Annotated in this window: 19 protein-coding genes; 11 read left to right on the top strand and 8 right to left on the bottom strand. The window is 65.0% G+C overall.

The window, feature by feature from the left end:
* Positions 1 to 68: 68 nt before the first annotated feature.
* From smpB to GX414_00560, 5 genes are read left to right on the top strand one after another with little or no spacing between them, the layout of a single operon-like run.
* Complete coding sequence (gene smpB / locus GX414_00580; GenBank protein ID NLI45582.1) at positions 69 to 530, top strand: SsrA-binding protein SmpB; 462 nt, start codon at positions 69 to 71, stop codon at positions 528 to 530.
* Between the two features lie 8 nt (positions 531 to 538).
* Positions 539 to 1,225, top strand: a complete 687-nt coding sequence (locus tag GX414_00575) for a hypothetical protein (protein ID NLI45581.1) — start codon at positions 539 to 541, stop codon at positions 1,223 to 1,225.
* A 26-nt stretch (positions 1,226 to 1,251) separates the two neighbouring features.
* Positions 1,252 to 1,671 (top strand): YjbQ family protein, encoded by a 420-nt coding sequence (locus tag GX414_00570; GenBank protein NLI45580.1) that lies wholly within the window; start codon positions 1,252 to 1,254, stop codon positions 1,669 to 1,671.
* Positions 1,672 to 3,273: a hypothetical protein gene (locus tag GX414_00565; protein NLI45579.1), complete on the top strand. Its 1,602-nt coding sequence runs from the start codon at positions 1,672 to 1,674 to the stop codon at positions 3,271 to 3,273. It begins immediately after the preceding gene.
* A 10-nt stretch (positions 3,274 to 3,283) separates the two neighbouring features.
* Positions 3,284 to 4,381, top strand: a complete 1,098-nt coding sequence (locus GX414_00560; GenBank protein NLI45578.1) for a VWA domain-containing protein — start codon at positions 3,284 to 3,286, stop codon at positions 4,379 to 4,381.
* A gap of 199 nt (positions 4,382 to 4,580) precedes the next feature.
* Here GX414_00560 and GX414_00555 read toward each other — a convergent pair whose 3' ends face one another.
* The 3 genes from GX414_00555 to GX414_00545 form a co-directional block, all read right to left on the bottom strand.
* Positions 4,581 to 5,819, bottom strand: a complete 1,239-nt coding sequence (locus tag GX414_00555) for a hypothetical protein (GenBank protein ID NLI45577.1) — start codon at positions 5,817 to 5,819, stop codon at positions 4,581 to 4,583.
* Between the two features lie 57 nt (positions 5,820 to 5,876).
* A complete protein-coding gene (locus GX414_00550) occupies positions 5,877 to 6,830 on the bottom strand; it encodes a hypothetical protein (protein ID NLI45576.1) in 954 nt (317 codons plus the stop codon).
* A gap of 125 nt (positions 6,831 to 6,955) precedes the next feature.
* Complete coding sequence (locus GX414_00545; GenBank protein NLI45575.1) at positions 6,956 to 7,336, bottom strand: lysozyme inhibitor; 381 nt, start codon at positions 7,334 to 7,336, stop codon at positions 6,956 to 6,958.
* A gap of 187 nt (positions 7,337 to 7,523) precedes the next feature.
* Between GX414_00545 and GX414_00540 the strand changes: the two genes are divergently transcribed.
* Complete coding sequence (locus GX414_00540) at positions 7,524 to 8,186, top strand: methyltransferase domain-containing protein (GenBank protein NLI45574.1); 663 nt, start codon at positions 7,524 to 7,526, stop codon at positions 8,184 to 8,186.
* A 351-nt stretch (positions 8,187 to 8,537) separates the two neighbouring features.
* A complete protein-coding gene (gene msrB / locus GX414_00535; GenBank protein ID NLI45573.1) occupies positions 8,538 to 8,948 on the top strand; it encodes a peptide-methionine (R)-S-oxide reductase MsrB in 411 nt (136 codons plus the stop codon).
* 29 nt (positions 8,949 to 8,977) lie between these two features.
* Here the strand turns inward: msrB and leuD are convergent, their stop codons facing one another.
* The 4 genes from leuD to GX414_00515 are packed head-to-tail and all read right to left on the bottom strand — an operon-like array spanning position 8,978 to position 13,373.
* Positions 8,978 to 9,643, bottom strand: a complete 666-nt coding sequence (gene leuD / locus GX414_00530; protein ID NLI45572.1) for a 3-isopropylmalate dehydratase small subunit — start codon at positions 9,641 to 9,643, stop codon at positions 8,978 to 8,980.
* 1 nt (position 9,644) lies between these two features.
* A complete protein-coding gene (gene leuC, locus GX414_00525) occupies positions 9,645 to 11,054 on the bottom strand; it encodes a 3-isopropylmalate dehydratase large subunit (protein NLI45571.1) in 1,410 nt (469 codons plus the stop codon).
* Positions 11,051 to 12,142 (bottom strand): 3-isopropylmalate dehydrogenase, encoded by a 1,092-nt coding sequence (gene leuB / locus GX414_00520; GenBank protein NLI45570.1) that lies wholly within the window; start codon positions 12,140 to 12,142, stop codon positions 11,051 to 11,053. Before leuB ends, leuC begins: the two co-directional genes overlap by 4 nt.
* Before the next feature lie 7 nt (positions 12,143 to 12,149).
* Positions 12,150 to 13,373: a 2-isopropylmalate synthase gene (locus tag GX414_00515; protein ID NLI45569.1), complete on the bottom strand. Its 1,224-nt coding sequence runs from the start codon at positions 13,371 to 13,373 to the stop codon at positions 12,150 to 12,152.
* A gap of 358 nt (positions 13,374 to 13,731) precedes the next feature.
* Between GX414_00515 and GX414_00510 the strand changes: the two genes are divergently transcribed.
* Entirely contained in the window at positions 13,732 to 14,664 is a 933-nt protein-coding gene (locus GX414_00510) for a LysR family transcriptional regulator (protein ID NLI45568.1), read from the top strand.
* On the opposite strand, the gene GX414_00505 is transcribed toward GX414_00510, so the two are convergent.
* Positions 14,648 to 15,211, bottom strand: coding sequence for a hypothetical protein (locus tag GX414_00505; protein ID NLI45567.1), 564 nt, complete (start codon positions 15,209 to 15,211; stop codon positions 14,648 to 14,650). The genes GX414_00510 and GX414_00505 overlap by 17 nt on opposite strands.
* Positions 15,212 to 15,459: 248 nt before the next feature.
* On the opposite strand from GX414_00505, the gene GX414_00500 reads away from it, so the two are divergent.
* The 3 genes from GX414_00500 to GX414_00490 all read left to right on the top strand — a co-directional run bounded on the left by GX414_00500 (position 15,460) and on the right by GX414_00490 (position 19,678).
* Positions 15,460 to 17,097 (top strand): peptidase, encoded by a 1,638-nt coding sequence (locus GX414_00500; GenBank protein NLI45566.1) that lies wholly within the window; start codon positions 15,460 to 15,462, stop codon positions 17,095 to 17,097.
* A 217-nt stretch (positions 17,098 to 17,314) separates the two neighbouring features.
* Positions 17,315 to 18,991: a lytic transglycosylase F gene (locus tag GX414_00495; protein ID NLI45565.1), complete on the top strand. Its 1,677-nt coding sequence runs from the start codon at positions 17,315 to 17,317 to the stop codon at positions 18,989 to 18,991.
* Between the two features lie 54 nt (positions 18,992 to 19,045).
* Positions 19,046 to 19,678 (top strand): rubrerythrin, encoded by a 633-nt coding sequence (locus GX414_00490; protein NLI45564.1) that lies wholly within the window; start codon positions 19,046 to 19,048, stop codon positions 19,676 to 19,678.
* Positions 19,679 to 19,705: the final 27 nt, after the last annotated feature.

The raw sequence follows: 19,705 nt of genomic DNA, 5'->3' as shown, positions 1-19,705 counted from the left end.
TTCTGATATAATTCGATTTCTTTACCGATACCGGTGACCACCGCCGGACGGGGGGAGCAGCCGGTCCCATGACGGTCAAACTGATCGCGCGCAACAAGAAGGCGTTCCATGACTACGAAGTCGTGGAGAAAATAGAGGCCGGCCTGGCCCTCCAGGGGACCGAGGTCAAGGCGCTGCGCGAAGGCCGGATCAACCTGAAGGACTCCCACGCCAAAATCCGCAACGGCGAGATGTGGCTGGTGGAATGTCACATCAGTCCGTACACCCATGGCAACATCCACAACCACGACCCGATCCGCCCGCGCAAACTCCTGCTCCACGGCTCCGAAATCCGGCGGCTCATCGGCAAGGTCGTTGAGAAAGGCATGACCCTGATCCCGCTGTCGGTCTACTTCAACCCCAAGGGCCGGGTGAAGGTGGAACTCGGGCTGTGCCGGGGCAAGAAGACCGTGGACAAGCGCCGCACCGAGCAGGAGCGGACCGAAAAGCGCGAGATCGAGAAGATCATGAAGAACCGGGGGCGGGAATGAGGCGGCCGTTGTTTCGCACCATCCTGTTTGCCTGGATCGGCGCCGCGACGGCGATATCGGGTGCGGCGTTGGACCTGATGGACCGAGGCGCCTTCGCGGTCTATCGCGATGGACGTCCCGTGGGCAGTGAAGATTTCCAAATCTCTCTGCTGGATGGCGCGGGCACCGTCCGGGCCGCCACTGCGCTCCGGGTGCTGCAGGACGCCTTGACCCGCGACGTCGTCCAGACCAGCACCCTGGTCCTAGACCGCAACCTGGCGCCCCGTTCCTATCAGCTCACCAGCCAGGTGGGCGTCATGAAGCAAAGCCTCCAGGTGGAGTTCAAGCTGCGGCTGGCCATCTGCCGGTTCGATCTCGGCACGTCGCAGAAATCGGAGGCGGCCGTGCTGGCGCCCGACGTGACCATCCTCGACGACAACGTGTTTTGCCATTGGGCGATGCTCCTGTCCCGCTACAACCTGGAGCTCAAGGGCGCCCAGACCGTCCAGGTGTTCATCCCTCAGATGGGCGAGCGGGGGACCGGGCCCATGGTGATCGAGCACCTCGGTCGGGAGCGCGTCGAGGGTCTCAAGGGACGGCCGCACCGGTTCCGGGTCCGGAGCACCCAACTCACCGCCAACGTCTGGTACGACGACGGGCGCGTGCTCAAAATCCAGGTTCCAGAAAACCGGGCCGAGGTCGTCCGGGTGCAATAATCGGGGACACAGGGAAACACTCCGCCATGATCATCCACACCGAAACGCGCACCTACGAGACCACCGGCCGCACCGACATCCTCGACCTGACGGGGGACGCGGCGACCTGCGTCGCCTCCGCCGGCGTCCGCCGGGGGCAGCTGACCGTGTGCGTGCCCGGCTCCACCGCCGCCGTGACCACCATCGAGTACGAGGACGGCGCGCTGGCTGACCTACGCGAAGCGGTGGAGCGGCTGGCACCGGCCGGTGTGCCCTACCACCACGACCGGCGCTGGGGCGACGGCAACGGCTACGCCCACGTCCGGGCGGCTCTGCTGGGCCCCGCCCTGACCCTGCCCGTCGACGATGCCCGTCCCGTTCTCGGCACCTGGCAACAGGTCGTATTGCTGGATTTCGACAACCGACCCCGCCGGCGGTCGGTGGTCTTCCATGTGATGGGGGAGTGAATGATCCGACCGCTCGCCATCTGCATCCTCGCCTGTCTAACCGTTTCGCTGGCGGCCGCGGCCGCCGCACCGACTGACACCGACGGCGGCGCGCCGCTCCGGGGCGTGATCCGCCAGGCGGACGAGCGGACGTGGTTGGCGGCCGACGACGGTCGGCGCCTGCTCATCGAGGGAGACGGGGCGATCTGTTTCAAGTACGCCAACTGCCGGATCGAGGTGCTCGATCCCCAAATCGGCGCGGACACCATCCTCCAGTTCACCCGCTACCGCATCCTGGCGGGCGACGACGGCCAGGTGCTGGACTTCCCCCCGCGTAAGATCCTCAACACCAAAAACCGCCAGCCGTACACCGAATTCCAGTTCGTGCATGTGGGGCCGACCCTGCGTTTCACGCTGTATCTCGCCAACCGCAGCGACAAGCCCTTGCGGGTCCGTTTCCCGTCCAGCCAAAAATATGACTTCGCCGTGATGACGTCCGACCAGCAGACCACCCTGTGGCGATGGTCGTGGGGGCGCAACTTCGAGATCGGCTACAGTGACCTGATCCTCGCGCCCGGCCAGCAATACACGTTCACCGAGAAGTGGGAGTACCAGCGCGACTATGTCGAGGACGGCGAGTACATCGCCTTCGCCGAGCTGCACTGCCTGCCCCACGGCATCCTGACCGACGTCCAGAAGTTCGTCATCCAGACCAAACTCCACCAGCTGGGCATGCAACCCTATTTCCTCCCGCTGGAGTTGAACAACACCTGGACCTATCGCGCAGCGGGCGGCGGCCCCCTCCTGAAGAGCCAGATCACCGGGCTGGCGACGGCCGGCGGTCGGGAGTACTACATCATCTCCTTTTTCCCCGACATCGACTGCCTGGACGCCAGCGGCGAGCCGCAGCTGGGGGACAGCCGATTCATCCGTTGGGATCCGGCCACCGCCGAATATCGGGAATGGACGCCGCAGGGCGAGCGCAGCCTGTTGGGCGTGGGCGGCACGCGCCGCCTGTTGCCGGCGGAGAAGCCCGCCAGCACGCCGGTGGGCCAGTTCAGCACCTGTCTGGAGTACCGCGCGCTGGAGGATCGCACCTGGAAACTGCGCGGCCTGATCGTGCCCGGACTCGGCCTGATCCGCACCGTGGTGCCGCGCGAAGACCGGCCGCCCGTGGAGCTGGAACTCGTGGACGTGGCCCTCGGACCGGCGGCGCGCCGGCCGGAGGCTGCGCCGCCACCCGCCGCCCCCGGCGACGCATTGGGCGACTTCCGGCTGCTGTACCGCCGCAGCGGCGGACAACCGCCTGAAGATTTCCTGCTCAGCCTGCGGGCCAACGGCACCCTGGTGGTCCTGGAACGGGGTGCCATCACCCGCCAGACGGTGGTGTCGGCCGACCGTCTCTGGGCGCTCATCCAGATCATGGACCGAGCCGGGCTGTTCCAGCTCAATGAACGCTACGGCGACGGCGACATCGATAATCCGTTGACGATCGAACTCGACGTCGTGTTCGACGGACGAAGCCGACAGGTGCACATGCGGACCAGCGCCAAGGACAAGCCGCCACAGGCGTTCTGGACCATCGTCAATGAGATCGAGAACCTGCTGAAAAGCCTTCCGTGAGGGGGAACCCGTGCGTCAAGTCGTCACTATTATGCTTCTGGCCGCACTGGCGGTCGCCCCACCCGGACACCCGCAGCCACAGGAACCGGCAAAGGCCGCCGACACGGTGACCACCGGCGTGTCCATGGTGCTGGTGAACGTGACGGTGCTCACCAGCTACGGCTTCCCCGTCGCCGGGCTCAAGGCGGACAACTTCAAGGTGTTCGACAACGGCCAACAGATGGCCATCGCCGCGTTTCAGGAAGCCGCCCAGCGTTTGAACATCGTCATGATCATCGATTCGAGCGGCAGCACCTACAAACAGATGAGTCTGATCAAGCAGGGGGCCATTGACTTCCTGCGTCGGCTGCAGGACACCCGCCCCCAGGACCGTCTGGCCATTGTCCATTTCAACGACGACGTCAGCCTGCTGGCCGACTTCGAAACCGGCTGGCGCGAGAAGGCGGCCCTGGTGCAGGACCGCCTCGACGCCATGGGGGGCACCGCCCTGTACGACGCCATCTTCCTCTCCACCCGCGATGTGATCCAGCGGACGCCCGGTCGACGCATCGTCGTGCTGTACACCGACGGCATCGACAACAAGAGCCTGAAGGATTTCAGCGACGCGTTCACAACGGCGCTGGCTTCCGATGCCACCTTCTTCGTTCTGACGGTGGACAACATGAAGCAGGCGCTGGCCGACGCCGACAAGGATGTCTACCAGTTGTCCCGCCGCCAGTACTACGAGCACGCCCAGGGCGAAGCCGCCAGCCGCACCGGCCGCGTGGAGCCGCAATGGACCCAGTCCATGCATCAGCAGTACCCGGCGCCGGCCGTGCTGGAGACCTCGTACCGCCTGGCCCATCAGCGGCTGGCACGGCTGGCCGAGACTTCCGGCGGCAAGTTTTTCAAGGTGGGTTCGTACGAGGAGCTGCCGGGCATTTACCGCGCCATCGCCGCCGAACTGCCCTATACTTACACGCTGGGCTACCAGCCCGATTTCGCCACGTTCAAACCCGGCGAGTTCCACACCATCGAGGTGCGCGTGGACGATCCGGCGCTGCGCCCCCGCTACCGCCGCGGCTACTACTACACCGCGCCTCCCGCTGCCGAACCGACCAAGCCGTAGGCGGAGTGGGCTGGACACTCTCCTGGCGGGACGTCCGGCAGCACGGCACGACGTGTTCGGAAATTCGTTCACCGACAGCCACAGCTTCCCATGTTTCGGTGGATTCAATAAAGAGATCGTCCACCATTTCCGGCTGATCGGCGAACGGACGCCGGGGCCGCATCCAATTACTCACGCCCAGACAATCGGCTGGCCGCGGCTATTTTCCCAGCACGAGGTCCGCGGCGTCGATCCTTCCATCGCCATTCAGGTCACCGTCCAATCCTGCCGGCAGCGGCGAAATTTCCGCCAGGTACCGTGCCAGGTCCAGGTAGACGGATCGCTCCTCCCGGATCACGAACGGCTCCAGGGTAAGCTCCAAGATGACTCGGTCGGGGTCACCTGGCGGGGCCGAGGCGAATTGAATGTCGAAACTTGTGATAAAGGAGGAACCCAGATGAGCGGTGACCACGCCGGCCAAAGGCGGTCCGGCGGTGATTAGATGGAACGATCGCCCGCCCATGTCGGAGCCGCCATCCACGTCCAGCCAGTATTGTGCCCGCTGGGCGGGTTCCCCGGTCGGCATGTCGCCCCAGATCTCGCTCTCATTCACCGACAGCTCGGCGGCGGTGTACGGATCCGTCTCGAAGACGCACCAGACGGGGTCGCCTAGAAATCCTGTGGTCCGGTCGGCGTCGGGATGGCCCAAATACACATTGAAATGGGCGTTTTCGGTCCCGTGGCCGCTTCCCCGTGATCGCAGGATCACCAGCCAACCGGCCGGGTCTTCGATCTCGTATTCTATGGCGTAATAGATGTAGCCCCGTTCGCCCGACTGGTCGGCAGCTATGGAATATTGATACTGCCGGGCTTGCACCTGAAAGCCATAGTCGGCGTAGATATGTCCCGTCGTTCCGTCGCAAGGGATTGCCAGCAGCTGATGGGCGAGCACTTTCGCCCCTGGACATACATTCGGGTATGTGAAATACATGTGTCCGTATGTGCTGTTGACACCCCAACGGCCTTCAACATAAAAGAGCGCGCCCGAGGTGTTCAAAGGGCTTTCTTGCCCGATCAGAACGACATCTCCGCCCGGTTCGGTTAACACATGAACGGGACCTGGATTGGCTCCGAAAGAAGCGGTCAGGGTCATGTCAGCCGATACATTCTGGATGGTGAGCGGGTTTAATCGCGTGTTGGCAAAGCCTCCCGTACCCGACCAACAGAAGAACAGATTGCCGCCGTCAGCCACTGCTCGGACCGGCGTACAATCGCCGCCCGGCGGCACCGTCTGTACAGTATCCCCCTGCAACTGCCCGGGTCCAGACGCGAGAAAAGTGACTGTATAAGCTGCCACCGGAGAAGATAACATTGTCGTGGCGAGCAATCCAGCCAGACACAGATAGAGGGTCGAACGACGCCTGTTGATGCCGCCGGTACGAGCATAATGGTTGATCATCTATTTCTCCTTGGTTATCATCCACAATATCGGCGATCCATCCGTTTACCCGATTCATCAGTCCCGGACAAACTGCAAACAGTCTGTCAAATCCGGTGGTTGCCCTCGACGGGCCCGGTCCGCCAGCGCACCAGGATCGGGCAGTCGTTCCAGCGGCGGCGCCAGCGTGGTGTTCTGGCCGTGCACCACGGTTGGATCGGGCGCGGCCAGCAGATGCAGCGTCACGCCTCGCGCCTCCACAACCGGGAAATCGGTTCGGGTGACGTCGGGTCCGGTTTCATAGCATACCAGTGCACTGGCGTTGGTGACGATGCCGCCCTCGAGACGGACCCGCGCCAGCGGACTGACCAGACGCAACCACGCACCACCCAACCGATGCTCGGCGAGCAGGCAGTTCGTGATCGCGGTTTGGCGGGTGAACCAGGGTTCCAGGGCATGGGCAGCCGCGTTGCTTGAGAACACGCACCCCTCCAGCCGGAGCTCCGCCAGGTCGGCGCGCCCCGTCCGCGGTGTGGCCAGCAACGGGGCCTGCCCCGCAATGCGATTACCGATCAGCCAGGCATGCCGGAGGGTCGCCCGGGCGGTGGCGCCTCGGGACCCGGAGGCGGCGAGGCGAACCAGCGGCTCGGTGCCGGTGGGATCCTGGCATTCGTTGTCGATGAGCGCCAAGCGTTCGCCCGTGAATTCGGTCGCCACCCGGACGTCCAGGACGGCGGCGGGGCGGCGGTTCCCCTGCAGCACCAGGTTGCGAATACTGACCCGGTCCGCCGCCAACTGCAGCGCGATGCCGTCGAGGGCGACCGGCGCGTCGCCCTCACCGGCCACCACCAGCGCCATCCCAGCGGGGCCGCGATCATCCCGCAGCGACAGGGCGAACTCCCGATACTTCCCGGGCGCGATGGTCAGGATGAATCGTCGGGTACCGGCGGCCACGGCCCGCGCGAACGCCTGCTGCAGGGGTTGCGCGAGATCCGCGCTGCACCGCGCCCGGAACTCTGTCGCTTCACTCACTGCCGCCGCCTCCTGCGCCGCAGCCAAATACCCGGCCGCCCCCATCGAGGCAACCACACCCGCACCCAGCCACCCGATGAGTGTCAGGCGCCACCGCCTCTCAACCTGGTGCACCTTCAGGCCGCTCAGTCGTCCTCCTCGGCTTTGCCTTGAAAGACGGTTGTTTCACCCGTGGTGAAAGTTCCTTCGCCGTGATGCTCCCAGAACGTATCGGTGCCATCGCTGTAGCGGGCGCCCGAGCCGGAGACGGCGCGAGGCAAAGTCACTGTACGGCCGCTCGGCAGGGTGACCGTCACCGCGTCGGCGACGTTGTCGAACCGGGCGCTGAGGCGTTCGCCGGTGGCTGACACGTAGACGGTTTCCAGCCGGACCTGGTCCGGAGCGATGTCGAAGTCTGGCTCAGCCGCCGCCGGTTCCGCCGCCGGAGCGGGCGGCGCCGGGGTTGACGTGCAGGCGGCCAAACCCAGAACAAGGCACAGGAGCACATTTGCAAGAATCAGGCGCATCGGAACACCTCTTTCTATGGAATTGCCGAAACGATCGCCTTGCCAAGCATACCACAGACTGAATGCCGCCGGCAGTACGGGAACAGCCGGCGCCACGGCATCATCCCCACCTATGTTTGTCAGCCGGATGGTCCGAGTTTGCGTATACTGGATGGACGATTCGCTTTTTTTGAGGAAACGATCCACCATGTCCCGGTTCAATCGTCACTTGTCCGCCGCCGCCGGCCCGGACGCTTACGACGCCGAGGCCGAGGCCACTGGCTGGCGCGGGCCCGAAATCGCCTTCGACCTCATGCATCCTCACCTCGAGCCGGGTCAGACGCTTCTGGAGATCGGGATCGGCACCGGCCTGGCCGCCGCGCGGTTCCACCAGGCCGGTCTCATCGTGCACGGCCTGGACAAAGATCCGGCAATGCTGGACTCGTGCCGCCGCAAAGGTTTGACCGATTTGATCCGGCACGATCTGCGCCACATCCCCTACCCCTGCCCCGCCCGGAGCGTGCACGGCGTTGTTTGCGTGGGAGTGTTCCAATTCTTCCGGAGGCTGGGACCGGTATTCGGGGAAGTCGCCCGGATCCTCCGCCCGGGCGGATTCTTCGTGTTTGTGGTGGGCGACCGGGCCGGCTGTGAACACACATCATGGGTGGTCGAGGCGGCGCTCACCCACACCGGTCGGCCCGTCACCATGTACCGCCACAGCGAGCGACAGATCGTCGGTTGGCTCACCCCGGCCGGATTCGACCCGCTGGACCAGATGGCGTTCACCCTGTTCGTGGACCGCACCCGCACCCGGTCCTTTCCCGCCCGAGCCTATCTGGCGCAGCGGAAGAACACGCTGAGGGCGGATTGATCCCACCGGGAACACTTGAACCCTGCTCCGGCCGCGGTGCAACCCGATTCATCCACTGCGCATCTTAGAAAACGATTCCGCCGCCACGTAGACGGTGGAATCCATAAGAGCAACAGCAACAACTTTGGCCGGGAGGCGGTCATGACGGGTCCGGGACGATTCTGGCTGATGGTGTCAGCGGCGACCGCCGCAGCTTTGAGCTGGGTGGTTTTCATCGCCGTGGCGCGCCCCGGCTGGGCCGAAGCGGCTCTCGAACGCGCCGGCCGCGGGACATCGGAGGAAAGCATGGCGGATTTAACCGTTACGGTTCGGCTCATCGGTGACGACGGACGGCTCACGGAACCCACGGAGATGCCGCGAGTGGTCAAGAGCGACGACGAGTGGCGGCGGCAGCTCACCCCCGAGCAGTACCGGATCACCCGTGGCAAAGGGACGGAGCGACCGTTCTGCGGGCGCTTCCACGATCACAAGCAGCCGGGTCGCTACGACTGCGTCGGCTGCGCCCTGCCGCTGTTCGACGCCCGGGCCAAGTTCGACTCCGGCACCGGCTGGCCCAGCTTTTTCCGGCCGGTGGCGGTTGAGAACATTCGGACCGAAACCGACATCAGTTGGGGCATGACCCGCGAAGAGATCCTGTGCGCCCGCTGCGGCGCCCATCTCGGCCACGTCTTCGACGACGGCCCGGCGCCCACGGGACTTCGCTATTGCCTGAATTCCGAATCCCTCGTCTTCGTTCCCGACTCCCGGCAGACGAAACCCTAGGTTATTCACCAGCTGTTGAGGTCGTCGCCTCAATGAGGGGACATCGGATCGGGCGGGTCAGCCACCGATACCCCGCATCGCGGCCCGCCGCTTTCGAACGCCTCGATCACCGCATCGTAGCGGAGAATGAACTGGATGTCGTCCATCCCCTCCAGAAGCCGGATCTGATTGAACCTGTCCAGGGGAAAACCCACCGCCTGGCCATCGGGCGTGATCACCGTCCGGGCCGCCAGGTCGATGGTGAGGCGCGCAGCCGGATCGTTTCTCGCCCACTCCACCAGGCGGTGGTGGCAGTCACCGGGGACAATGACGGGCAACAATCCGTTCTGAAGGGCGTTCTGCCGAAAGATGTCGGCGAACGACGGGCAGATCACCGCCCGGAAACCGAACTGGACCAGGGCCCATGCCGCGTGTTCCCGCGAGCTGCCGCAGCCGAAGTTCTCGCCCGATACCAGCACGGCGGCGCCGGCGGCATCGGGCCGGTTGAGGACGAAATCGGCCCGCGGATTCCCCGCGGCGTCGTACCGCCAGTCGTGAAACAGGCGCTTCCCGAAACCGTCCTTGCCGACGGCGGTGAGGAAGCGGGCCGGCATGATCTGATCGGTGTCCACCTGATCCACCGGCAGGACCACGTAACGGCTGGCCAGCGGCGACGGAAACACGGACGGGACATGCCCTTGGGCTGGATTGTCCATTTCATCCCTCCAGGAAGATCCGCGGGTCCGTCACCACCCCGGTGACCGCGGCCGCGGCCGCCGCCGGCGGCCCGGCCAGCAGCGTGCGGCTGCCGCTCCCCTGCCGGCCTTCGAAGTTGCGGTTACTCGTCGAGACGCACCAGGCGCCCGGCGGCACCCGGTCGCCGTTCAGGGCCAGGCACATGGAGCAGCCCGGCTCGCGCCACTCCGCTCCTGCCGCCTGGAACACCTTGTCCAGGCCCGCCGCCTCGGCCGCCCGCTTCACGGCGCGGGAGCCGGGCACCACCAGTGCCCGCACGCCGGGCGCCACACGCCGGCCGCGGAAGACCGCGGCCGCGGCCGCGAGGTCCCCGAGTCGGCCATTGGTGCAGCTGCCGATGAACACCACATCCACCGGGTGGCCCAGCAGCGGCCGTCCCGCCGGCAGGCCCATGTAATCCAGCGCCTTGCTCAAGCTCTGCCGGATTTCTGCATCGCCCACTCCGTCCGGATCGGGGATGTTTCCGGTGATGGGCATGCCCATGGCCGGGGTGGTGCCGAAGGTGATCATGGGTTCAAACGCGCCCGCGTCAAGAGAGACAACGCGATCGTAGACCGCCTCCGGATCCGATGGCAGGCGCCGCCAAGCGGCCACCGCGGATTCCCACGCTGTGCCTTGCGGCGCGTACGGCCGGCCGCATAAGTATTCGAACGTGGTGTCGTCAGGCGCAACGAGACCGGCACGGGCGCCCGCCTCGATGGACATGTTGCACACCGTCATCCGCTCCTCCATGGACAGCGCCCGTACCGCCGCGCCGGCATACTCCAGCACCTGGCCGGTCCCGCCCCCCGTGCCGAGCGCCGCAACGAGCGCTAGCACGAGGTCCTTGGCGGTTACCCCGCGTTGCAGCCGGCCGGCGATCTCCACGCGGCACGTATTCGACGGCCGCTGCAGCAGACACTGGGTGGCCAGGACTTGCTCCACTTCCGACGTGCCGATGCCGAAGGCCAGGGCGCCGAACGCGCCGTGGGTGGCCGTGTGACTGTCGCCGCAGACGATGGTCATCCCGGGCAGGGTCAGGCCCAACTCCGGCCCGATGACATGCACGACGCCCTGGTGCGGGTGACCCGGTCCGTAGCAGGTGATGCCGTGGAACCGGCAGTTGGCCTCCAGCTCCGCCACCTGGGCGGCCGCCTGGGGGTCCGCCGGTCCGTCGGCGGGACCCGTGGGCACGCTGTGGTCGGCGGTGGCCACCGTCCGTTCCGGTCGCCGCACCTCGCGGCCCCGGCGGCGGAGTCCGGTGAACGCCTGCGGCGACGTCACCTCGTGGACGTAGTGGCGGTCGATGTACAGGATCGCCGGAGCTCCGGGCGGCTGGACCACCACGTGGGCGTCCCAGATCTTCCGGTACAGCGTCCGCGGCGCGCTCATGCCGCCCTCCGCAGGGCGGCGCATACGGCGTCGCCCACTTCGGCCGTCCCCGCCGGTTGGTCCGGCCGCAGGTCGGCGGTCAGGACGCCGTTGCCGATCACCGCGGCGATGGCCGCTTCCACGGCGTCCGCCTCCGCCGCCAGACCGAAGCTGAGCCGCAGCAGCGCCGCCGCCGAACCGATGGCGCCCAGCGGATTGGCCGCGCCCCGGCCTGCCAGGCCCGGCGCCGAACCGTGGACCGGTTCGTAGAGCCCGACCCGGCCGCCGCCCGGACCGGCGTCGCCCAGGGACGCCGACGCAAGCAGGCCGATGGATCCGACCAGCACCGCGGCTTCGTCGCTGAGGATGTCGCCGAACATGTTCTCCGTGAGCAGCACGTCAAATCGGTTGGGATTGAGGATAAGCTGCATGGCGCAGGTGTCTACCAGCAGGTGCTCCAGTTCCACTTCCGGATAATCCGCGGCCACCTCCGCCACCACCCGCCGCCAGAGCTGGGAACATTCCAGGACATTGGATTTGTCCACGCTGGTGACTTTCCGGCGGCGGCGGCGCGCCTCTTCAAACGCGATCCGGGCGACCCGATCGATCTCAGCGTGGCTGTACCGCATGGTGTTGACGGCTTCAGCCCTTGCACCGTCGCCGAACAGTCCGCGCGGCCGACCGTAATAGAGACCGCCCGTAAGCTCCCGCACGATGAGCAGATCCGTTCCGGCCACCACCGTCTCCTGCAGCGGCGACGCATTGCCCAGCGGCGCCCAGGCGCGCACCGGACGCAGGTTGGCGTAAACACCCATCGTCCGCCGCAACTCCAGGAGCCCCTGTTCCGGCCGCCGCTGGGGGGGCAACCCGTCGAACGCCGGCGATCCCACCGCCCCCAGCAGCACGGCTCCGCTCTTCCGGGCCCGATCCCGCGTTTCCGGCGGCAGGGGGTGACCGGTGCTGCAAAGCGCTGCTCCGCCGATTACACCGTCGGTGACCTCCAACCGATGACCGCCGGTGCCGGCCACCGTCTCCAGAACCTTCACCGCCTCACGGGTGACCTCCGGTCCGATGCCGTCGCCGGGCAGAACGAGAATGTTCAGATCCATCGCCGCCTCACAGGTAGAAGGACGGCGCCAGGGTCCAGTCGTCCGGTTCCGGCGCTTCCGGAGCCGGCGCATATTTCCAGCGCCCGAACAGGACATCCCGGACCAGGTGGGCGATCTCGTCGTCGGTCAGCCCCTTCTTCCGGTCGGCCGCCCGGGTGAACGCCCGGTACACCGCGTCCAGCTGGTCTTGGGTGAGGTTAAAGCCGAGATCCTCGCAGCGCCGGTCCAGCGAGTGACGGCCGCTGTGCTTGCCCAGCACAATCCGGCTCTCGGGTACGCCCACCTCCACCGGGTCGATGATTTCGTACGTGGTGCGCTCCTTAAACCAGCCATCCTGGTGGATGCCGGCCTCGTGGGCGAAGGCGTTGGCGCCGACGATGGCCTTGTTGGGCTGCGGCCCGAAGGCGATCAGCTCGGTCAGCAGCCGGCTGGACGGATAGAGTTGCCGGGTCACCACCCCGGTGTCGAACGGCAGCGCGTCCTGGCGCGCCTTCAGGATCATCACCACCTCCTCCAGCGCGCAGTTGCCCGCTCGTTCGCCGATCCCATTGACAGTGCATTCCACCTGCCGGGCGCCGGCTCGGACGGCGGCGAGGGAGTTGGCCACCGCCAGTCCCAGGTCGTTATGGCAGTGCACACTCACCGTGGCTTGACCATCAACGGTGCGGACCATGCGGCCGATGAGTGCGGCGTATTCCTCGGGCAGGCAATGGCCCACCGTGTCCGGCAGGTTGACGGTGGCGGCTCCGACGGCGACCACCGTGCGACACACCTGTTCAAGGAAGTCGGGATCCGAGCGGGCGGCGTCCTCAGCGGAGAACTCCACGTCGTCGGCATAGCGGCGCGCCTGCTCCACGGCGGCTGCCGCCTCCTCCAGGGCCTGTTCCCGGGTCTTGCGGAGCTTGTACACCAGGTGGATGTCGCTCGTGGCGATGAACGTGTGGATGCGGGGCCGGCGCGACGCTTCCAGCGCCCGGGCCGCCCGCTCGATATCCTGCGGACACGCCCGGGCCAGCGCCGCCACCCGAGCCGCTGGCAGCTCACGGCAGATCGCGGCCACTGCCTCGAAGTCGCCGTCTGAGGCGATGGGGAAGCCCGCCTCGAGAATATCCACGCCCAACTCGACGAGTTGGCGCGCCATCTTCAGCTTCTCGCCCTTGAACATGCTGCATCCCGGCGCCTGTTCCCCGTCGCGCAATGTGGTGTCAAAAACCGTGATCCGATCGTTCATGATTCACCTCCCGGGCCCGGCGCCGCCGGAAGCCGGCCGGCGACAGGCGCAGTATTTCCGCCGAGGGTGACAGGAGGTTAAAAATATGTCAAATTTATAATTTTACATTTATAAATTAATTTCTATTATTTAATAAACTTCAACAACCCAAAGCATCACCTTCCCGCATTTCAATAAACCGTATCAATGGCCATATTCACTCAGCGTAGAAACCAATTGGCCTGTCACGTCTTTATCGTCGACAGGTTGCCGCATCCACTATCTCTGGAACGCCTGACTGTTGAATAATTTCCTTGAATTATTATTTGACATATTTTAATTATAAATATTTATACAATGTCATCAGGAGCTCCTTAACATGGACCTGCACACCCTGAAGATCTTCATGGCCGTGGCCCGCGAGCGCAGTTTCTCCCGCGCGGCGGAGAAGACCCTGCGCACCCAGCCGGCGGTGTCGCTGGCTATCCAGCGGCTGGAGGGCGAACTCGGCGAAAAGCTCATCGACCGGACCGGCAAGGAGCCGGTGCTCACCGACGCGGGACGGATGGTCCTGGAGTACGCCAACCGGTTCGAGAACATGGAGCGCGAGCTGGAGACCGCCCTCGCCGAGTTGCACGATGTCCGGGCCGGCCGGCTGTCCATCGGCGCCAACGAATCCACCACCCTCTATCTCATCGGCCACATCATGCAATACCGGCGGCTTTACCCCCGGGTTCAGGTCCAAGTGCGGCGGTGCCTGTCCAGCAAAATCCCCACCCAGATCGTGGACGGCGATCTGGAACTCGGCGTCATCAGCTACCGCCCGGCCGATGAGCAGATTCAGTCGACGCCCTTGTTTACCGATCATCTTGCCTTCGTCGTCTCGCCCCGTCACCGCTTCGCCCGTCGCAAATCCATCTCCATCGCGGAGCTCGGCATGGAGACGTTCATCGCCCACAACGTCCACTCCCCCTACCGCGAACTCGTTCTGCAGGCCTTCCAGCAACACCGGGTCCCCTTGCACATGGATCTGGAGATGCCCACGATTGAAACCATCAAGATCCTGGTGCAGCGCGACGAGGGCGTCGCCTTCCTGCCGCGGATGTGCGTGGTGCAGGAATTGCAGCAGGAGGTCCTCCGCGCCATCCGGGTCAAGGAGCTCGACGTGGAGCGCCAGATCCGGCTGGTCTATCCGGCCCGCCGGCAGCTCAGCCACGCTGCCACGGCGTTTCTGGAATTGGTCGGGAAGCGGGAGAATCGGAGAACCGGTGAATCGAAAGAGAGGGTGCGAACGTTCAGGGTGCCGGGGTGATGGCGTCAGAAGGCAGGTGCCAGCGCCAGGTGCGCACCGGCGGCTCGCCGCCGGAGGCATCGTATCCGCCCCGGCGCAACGCCCTGTCGAAGCGGGTGAAATCGATGGCTGAGCTGAACTCGACGGTGTCGGCGTCAAGCCACCTGACAACCTCGATGGTGAGGGGATAGGGATCGACGGACGTCTCGGCCGGCAGTCGCGCCCCCATCCGGCCGCCGCCGGCCACGAGATCGGCCACCCGATAGACTGTCATGACCGGGTGTCCTTCCCCCACCGACACGATCGCCACGCGGACGCCGTCGGGGGCGATGGCCACGGACTGGATCTGCGCCAACAGGTCCGTCTCCGCCCACACGAGGTGGAAATTCCCCGCCGCGTCAACCCAACCCAGCGCGTCGCCATCCTCACACGCCGCCACCGCCAGCGCCCGGCACGGCCCGCCGGCGATGGGGTACTCGCGCACGTTGCGGTAATCAGGCCCGCACGCCACGAAACTCAGCACGACGATGCCGGCCAGCAAAACGATCCGCCCCGGTGAAGCGATCATGCGATTCTCCAACCATCAGACTGCACCCAGCCTATCCCGGCCATTCGCCAAGTCAAGAGGAATTCGGTCACACAGATCGGATCCTGCCTCCAGGCGCCTGACCGCACTCAAACCGATATGCCACAACTGCTCAGACCTCCTCTTTCACCAATTCACCCATTCACCGATCTTCTTTTCCATTGGCCTCCCACCCATCTTTGTGTACCCTGTCTCTTCATGGCTCGATCCCCGGTAGGAGAGTTTCCTCCATGAAGCACCGTGTCGTCCTCCTGATCTTGCTGGCGCTGGCCGCCGGCGCATCTGCAGCCTGGGGCTGCACCGTCATCGGCGTGGGCAAGAAAGCCTCCGTCGACGGCTCCGTCATCGTCTCCCACACAGACTGCGGCCCCGATTCCCGTATCCGGGTGGTACCGGCCCAGACCTTCGCTCCCGGCGCGAAGGCCCCGGTCTATTGGGGTTTGCAGGATCCAGCCCAGCCGCTGGCGGCGCCTGCGGAGATCCTCGGTTACATCCCCCAGGTGGAGAGGACATACGCCTACTTTCGTTCCGCCTACTCCCACATGAACGAGCACCAGCTGGCCATCGCCGAGAGCACCACCAACCAGCGGCCGGAACTGGCCAACGAGAAAGGGAAGTGCGAACAGATCATGACCATCGAGCAGGCGCAGATATTCGCCCTGCAGCGCTGCCGCACCGCCCGCGAGGCGGTGCGTCTCATCGGGGAGCTGGTCACCGCCTACGGTTTCCTGTGCTCCAGCGGCGACGGTTCCGAAACCCTCTGCATCGGCGACCCGAACGAGGCGTGGGTCATGGAGGTGTTCGGCGTAGGGCCGCAGTGGAAGAAAGCCAGCGGGGCCCCCGGCGCCATCTGGGCTGCCCAACGACTGCCCGACGACCACGCCACCATGATCCCCAACTGGAGCATCCTCAAGGAGCTCCACCCGGAGGACACGGCAAACTGCATGGTCTCGGCCAACTGGCGGCAGGCAGCCATCGACCGCGGCTGGTACGATCCGGCCGCCGGCCGCCCGTTTGTCTGGCAGGAGATCTACGCGCCTCTGCCGCAGGAGTTCGCCACGAGCCGATTCTGGCTCTTCCACACGACCTTCGCCCCGTCTTATCGCGAGTGGCCCGACCGGAAACTCTCGGACGACCCGCTCAAGGGGATCAACCCGTACTACCAGTACGTGGAGCCCCTGTCCATCTACCCGTTCTCCGTCAAGCCCGAGCGGCCCGTTTCCGTCCGCGACGTGATCGCATTCCAGCGCTCCGTGTTCGAGGGGACCATCTACGACCTCACCGCTGACCCCAACTGGCTGGTGCCCGACGGCAAGGGCGGCTTCGTGAAGAGCCCGCTGGCCACCCCGTTCCCGGGAAAGGATCTGCGGCTGTTGTTGAAGCTGACGAACCGCCGCCCCGTGGCCCGGCACCGCGGCCACTACGGCATGGTCTGTCAGCTGCGAAGCTGGCTCCCCGACCCGGTGGGCGGCGTCTACTGGGTGTACCTCGACAATCCCTACTTCAGTCCCTACGTCCCCTTTTACGCCGGAGTAACGGCCACTGCCGCATGCTACCAGACCTACGATCCCGAGCGCTTCTCCGAGGAATCAGCCCGCTGGGCCATCGACTTCGTGGACAATCTGGCCGGCCTCCGGTTCCAGCAGGTCATCAAGGATGTCCGCGCCGTCCGCGACCCATGGGAGGAAAAGATGTTCGCCCGGCAGGCCGAGGTGGAGGCCGAAGCGGTCCGGCTGCACGGACAGGATCCGGCGGCGGCCCGTGATTACCTGACTCGATACTGCGTCGGTCTGCAGGCGGAGGTCCCGTCGATGTTCCGGCAGCTGCGGGAGGCGATCATCACGAAGTATACGAATAACCGGGAATGAGGGGATGGGGAATCGGTGAATTTGAACTATCCGAAACCGGGAATTTGACTCGTCCATTCCCTTCAAGATGGCCAGTATCTAAGGCCGGCGGTCCCTTGTTTCGACGGGACCGGGTGCAATAAACCGGAGCGTTGGGCGACCATGCTCAATCGAGGGAGATGTCATGGCGTGTTCATTTCCCAGCTGAAGTTCCGACCATCGGCGGAAGCCGCCAATCTTGCTTTGGAGCGCCGGCACCGCGGTCTTCGCGATTCTGCTCCTGTTCGGGTGCGGCGGGTCGCCGGCGGGTCCCGGCGAACAGCCGGCGGCGGCACCGGCGACCGAGACAACCGCCCACGCCGCCGAAGCCTCCGCGGCTGACTATCAGGATCCCGTCATCGCCCCCATCATGCCGCCATGGACCGGCGACCACGACGGCATGGTCAAGCGCCGGTACATCCGGGCGCTGGTCCCTTACAGCAAAACGTATTTCTTCATTGACCGGGGCGACCAGCGCGGGATAGCCACGGAAATGCTCCGGGAGTTCCAGAAGGTCCTCAACCAGAAGCTCCGCACCCGGGCGCTAAAGGTCCACGTGGTGGCCATCCCGGTTCGCCGCGACCAACTGATCCAGTACCTGATCGAAGGCCGCGGCGACCTGGCCCTGGGCAACCTGACCGTCATCCCTGAACGGCAGGAGCTGGTGGATTTTTCCGATCCGGCCATGACCGGCGTTCAGGAGGTCGTGGTCACTGGCCCGGCTGGACCGGACGTCCGGAGCTTAGACGATCTCGCCAGCCGGGAAGTCTGGGTGCGGACGTCCAGCAGCTACTGGGAGCACCTGCAGGCGGTCAATGCCGAACGGCGCGAGACCAAGCAGCCCGAGATCCTCCTCCGGGCGGCCGACGAGCAACTGGAGGACGAAGACATCCTGGAGATGGTCAATGCCGGCCTGCTGCCGGCGACGGTGGTGGACAGCCATCTGGCAAGATTCTGGGTTCAGATCTATCCGGACATCCGGGTGCACGAAACGCTGGCGGTGAACACCGGCGGCGACATCGCGGCAGCGTTCCGCAAGGGGAGCCCCGGGCTGGCCAAGGAAGTCAACGCCTTCGTCAAGTCCCACAAGATGGGCACCCTGTTCGCCAACACCCTCCTGCAGCGTTCCCTGAAGGACACCCGCTGGATCAAGAACTCCACCAACGAGCGGGAGGTGAAGAAGTTCAAAGCCCTCGTCGCGCTGCTCCAGAAATACGCCGGCCAATACGATTTCGACTGGCTGATGATCGCCGCCCAGGCGTACCAGGAGTCAGGGCTGGACCAAGGGGTGCGCAGTCCCGTCGGCGCCATCGGGGTCATGCAGGTTATGCCCACCACCGCCCGGTCCCGGGAAGTGAACATCCCCGATATCGAGAAGGAAGACCGCAACATCCACGCCGGCGTCAAGTACATGCGGTTCATGATGGACGAGTATTTCAAGGACGCGCCCATGGACCGGATCAACAAGGGCTTGTTCGCGTTCGCCTGCTACAACGCCGGTCCCAACCGAATCGCCCGGCTGCAGAAGGAGGCGACCGCCGCCGGACTCGATCCCAACAAGTGGTTCCATAACGTCGAGATCATCGTTGTCAAGCGGGTGGGCCGCGAGACGGTGACCTACGTCAGCAACATCTACAAGTACTACCTGGCCTTCAAGCTGGTGCAGGAGCGGATGAATCAGCGCCAGAAGGTCCAAGCCGCCGCCGGAAATAAGGAAGCCAGATTTCGCCGCCGGCCCGCTGCGGACAGCGGAACATACCCACCGTCGGAATCCGAAACAACCGCATCCACATTCAGAATCCGGCCTGACATTTCTTCCGGTGGCACCCCCGGCCGGCTCATGGTGTACTTTCCCACGCATCGAGAATCATGCTAGTCTGTTGCAGTATCTCCCGGAATCGAAAATTTTCCTTCAGGAGGATTGATGTCCATGTCCCGGATGAATCGAACCTCCGTCTGTGTCGTCCTGAGTGGCTTGCTGATCCTCGGCCTGAGCGGAGTCCTGCAGGCGGCCGAGACGGCCGGCACCACCCTGGAAAACCTTCAGGCCGCTTTCAACGGGGAAAGCAACGCCCGCGCCCGCTATCTCGCCTTCGCCCAGAAGGCCGATGAGGAAGGGTACGGCGCCGTCGCCAGCCTGTTCCGGGCGGCGTCCAAAGCCGAAGAGATCCACGCAAACACCCATGCCCAGGTGATCAAATCGATGGGTGGCGTTCCCAAAGCGGACATTCAGAAAGCCGTCGTGAAGACAACGCGGGAAAACCTGCAGGCGGCTATCGGGGGAGAATCGTACGAGCGCGACACGATGTATCCTGCGTTCATCGAGGTCGCCAGAAAGGATAAAAACAAGGCGGCCCTGCGGACTTTCAATTTCGCCAAAGGGGCGGAGACTGGGCACGCCAAAATATACGCGGAAATCCTGGCCAAGCTGGACAGCCTGAAAGGCAGTAAAAAGACGGATTATCAGGTCTGCACCGAGTGCGGCTACACCGTCGCCCAAATCAATTTCGACAAGTGCCCCAACTGCTTCGAGCCAATCAGCATGTACATGGTCGTGAATTAGAGCCGGTCCCGCACCCGCACACACCAC

The organism is Acidobacteriota bacterium (assembly GCA_012517875.1).
Taxonomy (GTDB): Bacteria; Acidobacteriota; JAAYUB01; order JAAYUB01; family JAAYUB01; genus JAAYUB01.
Note: the sequence above shows the minus strand (reverse complement) of the source record. Positions and strands in the feature narration are given on the sequence as shown.

What these genes read in the sequence shown, in the direction of transcription:
- GX414_00510 (NLI45568.1), top strand. Translation starts at nt 13,732, where the DNA reads ATGGACCTGCACACCCTGAAGATCTTCATGGCCGTGGCCCGCGAGCGC.
- GX414_00555 (NLI45577.1), bottom strand. Translation starts at nt 5,819, where the DNA reads ATGATCAACCATTATGCTCGTACCGGCGGCATCAACAGGCGTCGTTCG.
- leuB (NLI45570.1), bottom strand. Translation starts at nt 12,142, where the DNA reads ATGGATCTGAACATTCTCGTTCTGCCCGGCGACGGCATCGGACCGGAG.
- GX414_00540 (NLI45574.1), top strand. Translation starts at nt 7,524, where the DNA reads ATGTCCCGGTTCAATCGTCACTTGTCCGCCGCCGCCGGCCCGGACGCT.
- msrB (NLI45573.1), top strand. Translation starts at nt 8,538, where the DNA reads ATGCCGCGAGTGGTCAAGAGCGACGACGAGTGGCGGCGGCAGCTCACC.
- GX414_00545 (NLI45575.1), bottom strand. Translation starts at nt 7,336, where the DNA reads ATGCGCCTGATTCTTGCAAATGTGCTCCTGTGCCTTGTTCTGGGTTTG.
- GX414_00500 (NLI45566.1), top strand. Translation starts at nt 15,460, where the DNA reads ATGAAGCACCGTGTCGTCCTCCTGATCTTGCTGGCGCTGGCCGCCGGC.
- GX414_00570 (NLI45580.1), top strand. Translation starts at nt 1,252, where the DNA reads ATGATCATCCACACCGAAACGCGCACCTACGAGACCACCGGCCGCACC.
- leuD (NLI45572.1), bottom strand. Translation starts at nt 9,643, where the DNA reads ATGGACAATCCAGCCCAAGGGCATGTCCCGTCCGTGTTTCCGTCGCCG.
- GX414_00490 (NLI45564.1), top strand. Translation starts at nt 19,046, where the DNA reads ATGTCCCGGATGAATCGAACCTCCGTCTGTGTCGTCCTGAGTGGCTTG.
- GX414_00515 (NLI45569.1), bottom strand. Translation starts at nt 13,373, where the DNA reads ATGAACGATCGGATCACGGTTTTTGACACCACATTGCGCGACGGGGAA.
- GX414_00505 (NLI45567.1), bottom strand. Translation starts at nt 15,211, where the DNA reads ATGATCGCTTCACCGGGGCGGATCGTTTTGCTGGCCGGCATCGTCGTG.
- smpB (NLI45582.1), top strand. Translation starts at nt 69, where the DNA reads ATGACGGTCAAACTGATCGCGCGCAACAAGAAGGCGTTCCATGACTAC.
- leuC (NLI45571.1), bottom strand. Translation starts at nt 11,054, where the DNA reads ATGAGCGCGCCGCGGACGCTGTACCGGAAGATCTGGGACGCCCACGTG.
- GX414_00565 (NLI45579.1), top strand. Translation starts at nt 1,672, where the DNA reads ATGATCCGACCGCTCGCCATCTGCATCCTCGCCTGTCTAACCGTTTCG.